The organism is Streptomyces sp. P9-2 (assembly GCF_051903975.1).
In the GTDB taxonomy this organism is placed as follows: domain Bacteria; phylum Actinomycetota; class Actinomycetes; order Streptomycetales; family Streptomycetaceae; genus Streptomyces; species Streptomyces cellulosae.
In genome coordinates this window covers 5,042,200-5,054,447 of record NZ_CP192633.1, presented here as the reverse complement: position 1 = coordinate 5,054,447, position 12,248 = coordinate 5,042,200, and the positions used below count along the sequence as shown (strand labels likewise).

9 protein-coding genes are annotated in these 12,248 nt (G+C 72.6%); 3 read left to right on the top strand and 6 right to left on the bottom strand.

Annotated features, from left to right (window positions below; genetic code table 11):
• Positions 1 to 167: 167 nt before the first annotated feature.
• Positions 168 to 1,391 (top strand): trypsin-like serine peptidase, encoded by a 1,224-nt coding sequence (locus ACQY0Z_RS23145; RefSeq protein ID WP_254587145.1) that lies wholly within the window; start codon positions 168 to 170, stop codon positions 1,389 to 1,391.
• Between the two features lie 101 nt (positions 1,392 to 1,492).
• Complete coding sequence (locus ACQY0Z_RS23140) at positions 1,493 to 2,707, top strand: hypothetical protein (RefSeq protein ID WP_189903801.1); 1,215 nt, start codon at positions 1,493 to 1,495, stop codon at positions 2,705 to 2,707.
• A 72-nt stretch (positions 2,708 to 2,779) separates the two neighbouring features.
• On the opposite strand, the gene hflX is transcribed toward ACQY0Z_RS23140, so the two are convergent.
• The 6 genes from hflX to miaA form a co-directional block, all read right to left on the bottom strand.
• On the bottom strand, positions 2,780 to 4,273 hold the full coding sequence (hflX, locus tag ACQY0Z_RS23135; protein WP_189903799.1) for a GTPase HflX: 1,494 nt from the start codon (positions 4,271 to 4,273) through the stop codon (positions 2,780 to 2,782).
• A 158-nt stretch (positions 4,274 to 4,431) separates the two neighbouring features.
• The gene (locus ACQY0Z_RS23130) at positions 4,432 to 6,009 is read right to left on the bottom strand and encodes a M1 family metallopeptidase (RefSeq protein WP_347224472.1); all 1,578 of its coding nucleotides are present in this window, start codon (positions 6,007 to 6,009) and stop codon (positions 4,432 to 4,434) included.
• 125 nt (positions 6,010 to 6,134) lie between these two features.
• Entirely contained in the window at positions 6,135 to 8,309 is a 2,175-nt protein-coding gene (locus ACQY0Z_RS23125; RefSeq protein ID WP_347224473.1) for a RelA/SpoT family protein, read from the bottom strand.
• Positions 8,310 to 8,605: 296 nt separating this feature from the next.
• The gene (dapF, locus tag ACQY0Z_RS23120) at positions 8,606 to 9,475 is read right to left on the bottom strand and encodes a diaminopimelate epimerase (RefSeq protein ID WP_189903793.1); all 870 of its coding nucleotides are present in this window, start codon (positions 9,473 to 9,475) and stop codon (positions 8,606 to 8,608) included.
• 761 nt (positions 9,476 to 10,236) lie between these two features.
• Positions 10,237 to 10,740, bottom strand: coding sequence for a hypothetical protein (locus ACQY0Z_RS23115; protein ID WP_189903791.1), 504 nt, complete (start codon positions 10,738 to 10,740; stop codon positions 10,237 to 10,239).
• Positions 10,741 to 10,848: 108 nt separating this feature from the next.
• Complete coding sequence (gene miaA / locus ACQY0Z_RS23110; protein ID WP_439812739.1) at positions 10,849 to 11,787, bottom strand: tRNA (adenosine(37)-N6)-dimethylallyltransferase MiaA; 939 nt, start codon at positions 11,785 to 11,787, stop codon at positions 10,849 to 10,851.
• 286 nt (positions 11,788 to 12,073) lie between these two features.
• Here miaA and ACQY0Z_RS23105 point away from each other — a divergent pair, with 286 nt between their 5' ends.
• Entirely contained in the window at positions 12,074 to 12,241 is a 168-nt protein-coding gene (locus ACQY0Z_RS23105) for a gliding motility protein (protein ID WP_337662805.1), read from the top strand.
• Positions 12,242 to 12,248: the final 7 nt, after the last annotated feature.

Sequence of the window (12,248 nt, the reverse complement as noted above, 5' to 3'; positions counted from 1 at the left end):
ACGCCTTGTAGCCGAACCGTTGCCGTTCCGTCGGACGTCCCCCACGGCGAACGCCTAGTGTGTGGTGCCGTTGTCCCAAGCCGTCGGAGCAGCGCAACGACTCGTCCGGGTCGGATGTGACGACGGGCGTCGTACCACCATCGTTCAGTCCAGGGGGAGTTCAGATCATGCGATCCATACGGCCGTCGTCCACCGCCCGCCGCGTCAGGGGGCGGTCACACAGAACCTCCCCCGTGCTGGCGGCGGTTGCCCTCGCGTCCGCGCTCGCCCTGACCGCCACCGCGTGCGAGTCGGGCGACACCGACGCGAGCGCGGAGGCCTCCGCGACGGCCGGTGCCGACGACGGCAAGCTCAAGATCCCGGACGACATCGCGGACCGGCTCAAGGAGCACGGGATCGATCTCGACAAGTGGCGGGACGGCGCCTGGAAGAACTGGGACAAGGACAAGTGGCTGCGTGAGGCGCAGGACTTCGTCAACCCGATCATCGAGGATCTGTGGGACCCGGACCGCATGCGGGAGGCCGACGAGCCCGACCAGCCGGAGGTCGACGAGAACGACATCTCCGGCGACCAGGGCGTGACCGACCCCACGCCGGACCCGGTGCAGGCCAAGGCCGTGCCGACGTCGTACCACGAGAACGCGCCCACCGCGGGGAAGGTCTTCTTCGACTCCCCCGAGGGCACGATGGTCTGCTCCGCGACCGTGGTCGAGGACCCGGCCAATCCCGGCAAGTCCAACATGGTGTGGACGGCGGGCCACTGCGTGCACGCGGGCAAGAAGGGCGGCTGGTACCGCAACATCGCCTTCGTGCCGTCGTACAACGACTCGGGCATGTCGGCGAAGGAGATCGGCGGGGCCACCAAGGAGGAGGTCGCTCCGTACGGCGTCTGGTGGGGCGACTGGGCGCAGACCTCGGACCAGTGGATCGAGCAGGGCGGCGCGACGGGCGGTGACGGCGCCTCGTACGACTTCGCCGTCATCCATGTGACCCCGGAGAAGGGCGGCGACGGCACGTCGCTGGAGGAGACGGTCGGTGCGGCGATGCCGGTCGACTTCAACGCGCCCGCCGTGCCGAAGATCGAGGAGATGGAGGCGATCGGTTACCCGGCCGCGCCGCCGTACGACGGGCAGTCGCTGTACTCCTGCGTGGACAAGCCGGGCCGCCTGTCGCTGAGCGCGTCCGACCCGACGATGTACCGCATCGGCTGCAGCATGACCGCCGGTTCCTCCGGCGGCGGCTGGATCGCGGCCGGCCAGGACGGCAAGCCGGCGCTGGTCTCCAACACCTCCATCGGTCCGGTGACGACCGGCTGGCTGGCCGGGCCGCGGCTCGGCAAGGAGGCCAAGGGTGTCTACGACGCGGTCAGCGAGAAGTTCGCCGGCCAGTGAGCGGACCGTCCGCCCCGGATGGCGCCGCGCACCCGGGGCGGACGACGGAACACCGCAGCAGCGGCACACGAATTCCGAGTAGTGACGGGGGTCACCACAGCATGCGTTCCCTCTCCACGTCCGTCCGGCGCCTGCGCGGACGGCGGACCGCCCTCGCCGTGAGCGCGCTGCTCGCCGCGGTGGCGCTCACCGCGACCGCCTGCGGCGGGTCCACGGAGGACAAGGCGACCGACCGGCCCGACGCCTCGGCGAGCAGGGCAGGAGCCGGCGACGACGCGGGCGGCGGCGTCCGCGTCCCGGCCGACCTCGCCGACCGGCTGAAGGACCACGGCATCGACGTGGACCAGTGGCGGGACGGCGGCTGGAAGGACTGGGACGAGGACGAGTGGCTGCGCGAGGCGCGGGACTTCGTCAACCCGGTCATCGAGGGCCTCTGGAAGCCCGAGCGGATGCAGGACGCCGAGGAGGCCGAGAAGACGGTCACCACGAAGGACGCCTCCGCGGCCCAGGGGCTGAGCGACCCGGAGCCGGCGCCGGTCACCGCGCAGGCGGAGAAGACGCCGTACCACGAGAACGCCGCCCCGGTCGGGAAGGTCTTCTTCGACACCCCCGAGGGCTCGGCCGTCTGCTCCGGCACGGTGATCAAGGACGCCAACCACCCGGGGAAGTCCAACCTCGTGTGGACCGCAGGGCACTGTGTGCACGCGGGCAGCAGCGGCGGCTGGTACCGCAACATCGTCTTCGTCCCGGCCTACAACGACTACGGCCGCTCCGAGGCGGAGCTGACCGACGCCAACCCGGCCGAGATCGCCCCGTACGGCAACTGGTGGGTGGACTGGGCTTCGACGTCGAACGGCTGGATCCAGGGCGGTTCGGAGAGCGGCGGCGACGGGGCGGCGTACGACTACGCCGTGCTGCACGTGCAGCCGGAGCAGGGCGCGAAGTCCCTGGAGGAGACCGTCGGCGCCGCGCTCGACGTGGACTTCTCCGACCCGGACGCGGCCCAGGCGGGCACGATGGGCGCCTGGGGCTACCCGGCGGCGCCGCCGTACAACGGGCTGCGGATGTTCAAGTGCCTGGACACCCCGGGCCGCTTCTCGCTCGCCCCGAACCTGCCGGACATGTACCGCATCGGCTGCACCATGACCGGCGGCTCGTCCGGCGGCGGCTGGTTCCGGGTGGTGAACGGCGAGACGGTGCTGGTGTCGAACACCTCGATCGGCCCGCTGGACCACACCTGGCTGGCGGGCCCGCGCCTCGGCGCGGACGCCGAGGCGCTGTACCAGAACATGAGCAGGACCCACGGCGGCCGCTGAGCCGCACACGACGAAGGGCCCGCCCCCTGCACTCGGCAGGGGGCGGGCCCTTCGTCGTTGTCCGTGGTCCGGTCAGCCGGCCGGGGTCGGAACGTACGGCGCGAACTCCGCCGCCAGCTCCTCGTGCACCCGCACCTTGAGCAGGGTGCCCTCCGGGGTGTGCTCCTCGGAGAGCACCTCGCCCTCGTCGTGCGCACGGGCGACCAGCTTGCCGTGGGTGTACGGCACGAGGGCCTCGATCTCCACCGACGGGCGGGGCAGCTCGCTGTCGATCAGGGCGAGCAGCTCCGGGATGCCCCGGCCGGTGCGGGCCGAGACGGCGATGGAGTGCGGCTCCACCCGCAGCAGCCTCTGCAGGGTGAGCGGGTCCGCCGCGTCCGCCTTGTTGATGACGACGATCTCGGGCACGCCGGTGGCGCCGACGTCCCGGATCACCTCGCGCACGGCGGCGAGCTGCTCCTCCGGGTTCGGGTGCGAGCCGTCCACCACGTGGAGGATCAGGTCGGAGTCGCCGACCTCCTCCATGGTGGAGCGGAACGCCTCGACCAGGTGGTGCGGCAGGTGCCGGACGAAGCCGACGGTGTCGGCCAGCGTGTAGAGCCGGCCGCTCGGGGTCTCGGCCCGGCGCACCGTCGGGTCGAGGGTGGCGAACAGGGCGTTCTCCACCAGCACGCCCGCGCCGGTGAGCCGGTTGAGCAGCGAGGACTTGCCCGCGTTGGTGTAGCCCGCGATGGCGACGGACGGCACCTTGTTGCGCTTGCGCTCCTGACGCTTGATCTCGCGGCCGGTCTTCATCTCCGCGATCTCCCGGCGCATCTTCGCCATCTTCTCGCGGATCCGTCGCCGGTCCGTCTCGATCTTGGTCTCACCGGGACCACGGGTGGCGAGGCCGCCGCCCTTGCCGCCGCCCATCTGCCGGGACAGCGACTGACCCCAGCCGCGCAGCCGCGGCAGCATGTACTGCATCTGCGCGAGCGCGACCTGCGCCTTGCCCTCTCGGGACTTGGCGTGCTGGGCGAAGATGTCGAGGATCAGGGCCGTACGGTCGATGACCTTGACCTTGACGACGTCCTCGAGGTGGATGAGCTGGCCCGGGCTGAGCTCACCGTCGCAGATGACGGTGTCCGCGCCCGACTCGAGCACGATGTCGCGCAGCTCCTCGGCCTTGCCGGAGCCGATGTAGGTCGCCGCGTCCGGCTTGTCCCGGCGCTGGATCACGCCGTCGAGGACGAGGGCGCCCGCCGTCTCGGCGAGGGCGGCGAGCTCCGCGAGGGAGTTCTCGGCGTCCTGCGCGGTGCCCGAGGTCCACACCCCGACGAGCACGACGCGCTCCAGGCGGAGCTGCCGGTACTCGACCTCGGTGACGTCCTCGAGCTCGGTGGAGAGGCCGGCGACACGGCGCAGGGCCGCACGCTCGGAGCGGTCGAACTGGTCGCCGTCCCGCTCTCCGTCGATCTCGAGGCTCCAGGCGACGTCCTCTTCCATCAGGGCATCGGCCCGAAGACCCTCGGCGTGGCTGTGCGCGAAGCGCGTGGTGTCCTGGGAAGGGGATGAAGAGGAGGTCATTGGGTCCTTACGTCGTTGGGTTGCCGTCTGCGGCGACGGATCCGGCCGAGCGGCCTTCCGTCACTGTCCACAACGTCCGGGTACCCCGGGAGATTCCCGTTTCCCCTGTCGCGCGGACCCGACGATGGTCGCACGGTACGGCTCGTCTCGTCACCGTGTTATTCCCCGCCCTCGTCCGGCCGATGCGCCGCATGCCCGTGCGGGCCGGGCTCCTCCGTCACGGCGCGCTCGGAGGACCGCCAGTCGGGGTGGCCGGGCATCGGCGGGGTGGTGTCGTCGTACAGCCAGGCGTGCAGGAAGCCGGTGAGGTCGCGTCCCGCGGTCTCGGAGGCGAGGCGGACGAAGTCGGCGGTGGAGGCGTTGGAGTCGCGGTGCCGGACGACCCAGGCCCGTTCCAGCCGGTCGAAGGCCTCCTGCCCGATCTCCTGACGCAGGGCGTACAGGACCAGTGCGGCGCCGCCGTAGACGCCCGGGCGGAAGATGCCGATCTTCTTGCCAGGCTCGGGCGGCTTCGGCGCGGCGGGCGGGCCTCCGGCTGCGCGCCAGCCGTCGGAGGACTCGTACGCGGCCCGCATCCGGGCCTCGAGGGTCCTGCCGCCGCGCTTCTCGGCGTACAGCGCCTCGTACCAGGTGGCGTGCCCCTCGTTGAGCCAGAGGTCGGCCCAGGTGCGGGGGCTGACGCTGTCGCCGAACCACTGGTGGGCCAGCTCGTGCACCATGATCGACTCGACGTACCAGGCGGGCAGCGCGGGGTCGGTGAACAGGTCGCGCTCGAAGAGGGAGAGCGTCTGGGTCTCCAGCGCGAAGCCGGTGGACGCCTCGGCGAGCAGCAGGCCGTAGGTGGCGAAGGGGTAGGTACCGACCCGCTCCTCCATCCAGGAGATCTGCGCCGGGGTCTTGGCGAGCCAGGGTTCGAGAGCGGTGCGGTGCTCGGTGGGGACGACGTCCCGCAGGGGCAGGTCGTGCGGTCCGGTGCGGTGCAGGACGGTGGAGCGGCCGACGGACACCTGGGCGAGTTCGGTGGCCATGGGGTTGCGGGTGCGGTAGCTCCAGGTGGTGGTGGAGGGGGCGCGGTCGACGGCGGTGGGCAGGCCGTTGGCGACGGCGGTGTAGCCCTCCGGGACGGTGATCCGGAAGGTGAACATCGCCTTGTCGGACGGGTGGTCGTTGCACGGGAAGACCAGGTGCGCGGCGTCGGCCTGGTTGGCGAGGGCGAGGCCGTCGGCGGTGCGCACCCAGCCGCCCTCGCGGTCGGCGGGCCGGGGGTCGCTGGTGTGCCGGACGGTGATGCGCACGGAGTCGCCCGGGTCGAGGTCGTCGTCGGGGGTGATCACCAGGTCCTCGCCCACGCCGGTGAAGACGGCCGGTTCGCCGTCGACCTCGACGGAGTGCACCGTGCCGTGGGCGAAGTCGAGGTTGATCCGGTCCAGCTCGGCGGTGATCCGGGCGTCGACGGTGGTGACGGCCTCGAGCGGCCGGTCGTTGCTGCCGGGATAGGTGAGATCCAGGTCGTACGCCTGCACGTCGTAGCCGGGGTTGCCGAGGTGCGGGAAGAGGGGGTCGCCGATGCCGAGCGGCTCGGCGGGGGCGCCGGCGGCGACCAGGCAGACGCCGACGGCGGAGGCGAGGAGGGCCTGGGCGGTGCGGCGGCGGGCGCGGGAGGCCGGGCGTCGGGGGGTGTGCGGGGTGGGGTGGGGTGAGGTGAGCGGCGCGCGGTTTCGGGAGGTGAGCGGCATGCCTCACGGCTATCAGCGCGGGCGGGCACGGCTGCGGCGGCGCGCTCCCGACCCACCCGATCGGGTAATCACACCGCAGGGGTGTGTGCGCCGTGTGCCGTCACCGGGCGTGGCCCAGGGGCGTCCTATTCGCCCGCCGCCTGCGGCTGCGCCCGGCTGACGTCGTACACCCCCGCCACATTGCGCATGGCGCGCATCAGGGCGGGCAGCTGGGCGGCGTCCGGGAGCTGCACGGTGTACGTGTGGCGCACCTGCTGCCGTTCCGGCGGTTCCACGGTCGCGGAGACGATCTCGGCGCCCTCGGTGGCCATCGCCTCGGTGAGGTCCGCGAGGAGGTGCGGCCGTACGAACGACTCCGCCACCAGCGTGACCCGGCACTCGGCGCCCTCGCCCCAGCGCACTCCGACCTCCGTGCGCCCCGCGCTCTTCATCCGCGCCACCGCCGGACACTCCGTCCGGTGCACGGTGACCGCTCCCCCGCGCACCGCGAACCCGATGACCTCGTCGGGCGGTACGGGCGTACAGCAGCCGGCCAGCCGTACGGTCGCGCCGTCCCGGTCGGCCAGCACCTGTGCGGCGGCCGGACGCCCGGGGTCCGTGTCGTCGGCGCCGGAGGGCTGGGGGGTCTCCGTGCCGGGCGGCCGGGGGGTCTCGACGTCGTCCGCCAGGGAGCGCGCGTCGGTGTCCTCGGCGGTGGGGTGGGCGGCGAGCCACCGCTGGATGGCGATGCGGGCGGCCGGGGTGGTCGCGTGGTCCAGCCACTCGCGGGACGGCGCGGAGGCCGCGTCCTGGTCCATGAGGAGCTGGACGGTGTCCCCGTCCTTGAGCACGGTGCTCAGCCTGGCGAGCCGCCCGTTGACCCGGGCGCCGATGCAGGCGTGCGCGTCCTCGCCGTACTGCGCGTAGGCGGCGTCCACGCAGGTCGCCCCCTCGGGCAGGCCGAGGGTGCCGCCGTCGGGGCGGAAGACGGTGATCTCCCGGTCCTGGGCGAGGTCCTCGCGGAGGGTGGACCAGAAGGTGTCGGGGTCGGGCGCGGCCTGCTGCCATTCGAGCAGCCGGGACAGCCAGCCGGGGCGGGTCGGGTCGACGCGCTCGCCGTCGCCCGCGGACTGCTCCTCCGGCGGGGCGGCGTAGGGGTTGCCGAGGGCGACGACGCCGGCCTCGGCGACCTTGTGCATCTGGTGGGTGCGGATGAGGACCTCGACGACCTGGCCGTCGTCTCCGGCCACCGCCGTGTGCAGCGACTGGTACAGGTTGAACTTGGGGACGGCGATGAAGTCCTTGAACTCCGAGACCACCGGCGTCATACAGGTGTGCAGCTCGCCCAGCACGGCGTAGCAGTCGGCGTCCTCGTTCACCAGCACCAGCAGCCGCCCGAAGTCGGCGCCGCGCAGCGGGCCGCGCTTGCGGGAGACGCGGTGCACGGAGACGAAGTGCCGTGGCCGGATGAGGACTTCGGCCGGGATGTCGGCCTCCCGGAGCACCTTCCGGACGTCGTCGGCGACGTCGGCGAGCGGGTCGTCCTCGCGGGCGGCGTTGTTGACGATCAGCTCGCGGGTCTTCTCGTACTCCTCCGGGTGGAGGATCGCGAAGACCAGGTCCTCCAGCTCCGTCTTGAGCGCCTGGACGCCGAGGCGTTCGGCGAGGGGGATGAGCACGTCACGTGTCACCTTGGCGATGCGTTCCTGCTTGGCGGGGCGCATCACGCCGAGGGTGCGCATGTTGTGCAGCCGGTCGGCGAGTTTGATCGACATCACGCGGACGTCGTTGCCGGTGGCGACGAGCATCTTGCGGAAGGTCTCGGGCTCGGCGGCGGCGCCGTAGTCGACCTTCTCCAACTTGGTGACGCCGTCGACGAGATAGCGCACCTCCTCGCCGAACTCCCCGCCCACCTGGTCGAGGGTGACGTCGGTGTCCTCGACCGTGTCGTGCAGCAGGGAGGCGGTCAACGTCGTGGTCTCGGCGCCGAGTTCGGCCAGGATGAGGGTGACGGCGAGCGGGTGGGTGATGTACGGCTCGCCGCTCTTGCGCATCTGGCCGCGGTGCGAGGACTCCGCGAGGAGGTAGGCGCGGCGCAGCGGTTCGAGGTCGGCGTCGGGGTGGTGGGCGCGGTGCGCCTCGACGACGTGGCCGATGGCGTCGGGCAGCCGGTCGCGGGCGGAGGACGACCCCAGCAGGGCGGCGCGGCCCAGCCGGCGCAGGTCGAGCCGGGGGCGGGACTTGCGGCGCGTCCCGGCCGGTGTGACGTGACCCGGTGCGAGCGGGCCCGGGGTCGCAGGTTTCGCGGCCTCCGCGTTCATGAGCACCTCCGGCTGCGTGGATCCGGCGGACGGCGCCCCAGGGCGGACTCGGGCCTGGGAGACGGCGTTGATCCCCCGTCCGGGCCGGTGCTCGATGCTATCCAGCCGCGGGGGGTCGAACCGGCCGCCTCCGGCGGACCGTGAAACGGATCACTCCAAAGAGCGACGGTCCGTTCACGGTCGTTTTCACGCCATCGGGTGGGTGGTGAGCCATGATCCCGAAGCTCTTCACCCGCTGTGTCCTGCGGATCGACGGCGGGGAGGGCCGGAGGGAGGGAGATCATGGAGCGCACTCTTCAGCCGAGGGCGTTCTCCAGCCACTCGGCCTCGATCGCGCCTTCGGCGACGATGACCGCGGGACCGGTCATCTCGATCTGTCCGTCGGGCTGTTCGGTGATCACGAGTGTGCCGCCGGGGAGGTCCACGGTGTACGTGACCGGCAGGCCGGTGTCGCTCGGGTCGACGCCGTCGCGGCGGGCGGCGGCCACGGCGACGGCGCACGCGCCGGTGCCGCAGGAGCGGGTCTCGCCGACGCCGCGCTCGTGGACGCGCATCGCGACGTGCCGGGGGCCGCGGTCGACGACGAACTCCACGTTCACCCCGTCCGGGTAGGCGGCTTCCGGGGCGAAGGAGGGCGCGGTGAACAGGCCGCCCGCGTCGGCCAGATCCTCGACGAAGGCCACGGCGTGCGGGTTGCCCATGTTGACGTTGCGCGCGGGCCAGTCGCGGTCGCCGACGGCCACGGTGACATCGCCCTCGGGGAGAACCGCGCGGCCCATGCCGACGGTGATGTCGCCGTCCTTGGCGATGTGCACGGTCTTCACGCCGCCGCGTGTGGCGATCGCGAGGTCGCCCTCGCCGACGTGCCCGGCGTGCTGGAGGTAGCGGGCGAAGACGCGGACACCGTTGCCGCACATCTCGGCGACGGATCCGTCGCCGTTGCGGTAGTCCATGAACCATTCGGCCTCGTCCGCCATGGACCGCGCCTCGGGATGCGCCGCGGACCGCACGACGTGCAGCAGCCCGTCGCCCCCGATCCCCGCGCGCCGGTCGCACAGCGCGGCGACGGCCGCGGGCGACAGCTCGACGGCGTTCTCGGGGTCGGGCACGATCACGAAGTCGTTCTCCGTACCGTGCCCCTTGAGGAAGGCGATCCGCGTGCTCATTCCTCGATCCTACGGGGTGGGGGCGGAACGGCGTCGCCGCCTGTGGACGACGAGGTGAGGGCCGCGTTGGGCCGGTGTCCGGGGGCCTGCGGGCGGGCCCGAACGACGCGGGCATCGGGGGCCGGCGCCAAGGGGCGCCGCCCAGGGTGAACGAGCCCGAGCGGGCCGTGACGCGAGCCGCCGCAGAGCCACGGGCCCGGCATGCGGCAAGCCGCGAAAACGGACGCCCGCGGACCATCGGAGCCCCGGATCCGGCGCGAGCCGACGGGCAGCCCCGCCATGCACGGGCCGCGCCCCCGCGACGGCAGGCGCGAGCCGGCCTCAGAGCCACGCGTTCAGCATGCACCCGACCGCGAAAACCGACGCGCCCGCAGGACACCGAAGCCCCGGATCCGGCGCGAGCCGACCGGCCCGCCACGCACGGGCCGCGCTCCCACGACGGCAGGCGCGAGCCGGCCTCAGAGCCACGCGTTCAGCATGCACCCGACCGCGAAAACCACGAAGGTGGGACGTCCGCGGGCCACCGGGCCCCCGGTTCCGGCGCGAGCCGACAGTCAGGCCCGGCACGGGCGGGCCGCCATCCCGCGAAGGCCGACGGGCCTCAGGGCCATAGGTTCAGCGAGCCAAGCCGCGAAGGCAGATCAACCGGCCGCGAGGCCTACGCGCACAGGCTTCGGCGCCGGCGGCCCACAGTGCCCGGGCGTTCGCGCGAGCCCGGTCTCGCCGCGGGCGTCAAGAACGGCCCCGCCTCGCCGGGGCCCTCAGCGCAGGCGGGCCACTCGCCAGACCGCCAGCGCCACCACCGCCGCGACCATCACCGCGTACGCGGCCACCACGCGCCAGTCGGACTTGCGGTCCGAGCCGCGGGCGGTCAGGCCCGGCCACGTGTAGCCGACCTTGCGGGCGGCCATCATGCCCCAGCCCGCCGCGCAGGAGCAGATCAGCAGACCCAGCATGGCGATCACCGCACCGCTGTCGCCGAAGTCGAAGGCGAGCGGGAAGGCGAACATCAGGGAGCCGAGCGCGCCGAGGCCCACGATCGGGGCGAGCTGCCAGACGCGCAGCCGGCGCTGCGGGCGCAGTTCGACCTCGACCTCGTCCCCGCCGGTGAACATCTCCTCCGGCTCGGGACCGTCGTCGGTCACACCGCCCTGCGTCTCCTCGGGCCCGTCAGGGCTGAGACGGTCGGTCTCCGGCTCCGGGGCATCCCGCCCGGTGGCGAGGTGCTCGGTGCTGTGTGCGGTGTCGCGAGGGCCGGCCTCCATCGCCACGCGCCCTCCCAACTTAGGACTCCACTGGTCGATCGAAGCTTGATGATGGCACGGTGTCACAGGCCCGGATGACGGCCTGGGCGTCCCGATGCCAGGACGTGATCAGGCTGTAACCGGTCGTTCGACCAACGCCATCGCGAGCTGCGGAAGTTCCCGGAGGTCCGCCGCGGCCCCACTCAACCAGTGCACCCGCGGATCGCGCCTGAACCATGAATCCTGACGGCGCGCGAAGCGCTTGGTGGCACGGACGGTCTCGGCCCGTGCCTCCTCCAGGGTGCACTCGCCGGCAAATGCGGACAGCACCTGCTGGTAGCCGAGGGCGCGCGACGCCGTACGCCCCTCGCGCAACCCCTGCGCCTCGAGTGCGCGCACTTCTTCGACCAGCCCCGCCTCCCACATGCGGTCGACCCGGCGGGCGATGCGCTCGTCGAGTTCGGGGCGGGCCACGTCGACGCCGATCTGGAGCGTGTCGTAGACGGAGTCGTGGCCGGGGAGGTTGGCAGTGAAGGGCCGCCCGGTGATCTCGATGACCTCCAGCGCGCGGACGATGCGGCGGCCGTTGCTGGGCAGGATCGCGCGGGCGGCGTCGGGGTCGGCCGCGGCGAGCCGGGCGTGCAGCGCGCCGGGGCCGCGCAGGGCCAGTTCCTCCTCGAGGCGCGCGCGGACCTCCGGGTCGGTGCCGGGGAACTCCAGATTGTCGACGGCCCCGCGGACGTACAGGCCGGAGCCGCCGACCAGGATCGGCCAGCGCCCTTCGGCGAGCAGCGCGTCGATCCGCGCGCGTGCCATCCGCTGATACTCCGCGACGGAGGCGGTCTCGGTGACGTCCCAGACGTCGAGCAGGTGGTGCGGGACGCCGCCGCGCTCCTCGGGCGTCAGCTTGGCGGTGCCGATGTCCATCCCCCGGTAGAGCTGCATGGAGTCGGCGTTGACGACCTCACCACCCAGCCGCTGGGCGAGAAACACACCCAAGTCGGACTTTCCGGCCGCGGTGGGACCGACGACGGCGATGACGCGGGGGGCGTGGGGTGCGCTGCTCACCGATCCAGTCTCCCAAACCTCAGGGGCCGCTCTCGAACGGGTTACGTGACGCGGGGTCCGCCGGGTCGTTGCCCGTTCGAGGTTCCTGCCGCCGGATCACGGTGGCGCTCGCCCGGCTCACACGGATGGACACGCCGGGCTACGCGGAATTTCGCCCGCACGAGTAACGTATGGAGTGGATATGGGCGTTTTTGCACGACTTTTTCGGAGGTCGAAGACCACGGGAGAGACAGCGGCGGCCGAGGCCCGGACCGACGGGGAGACGACGGGGAGCGGTACGGACGACATGGCGGCGACGCCTGAGTCCGAGGCCGCGGCCGACGAGGCGAAGGCGCCCTCCGAGGCCCCGGTGAAGGAAGCCGGCGAGGCCGGCGCCACGGAGAGCGTCGACATCCCGAAGCAGCAGTCCGGCAAGGCCGCCGACACCGAGGCCGGCGAGGGCGCCCGCACGTAAGCGTGCC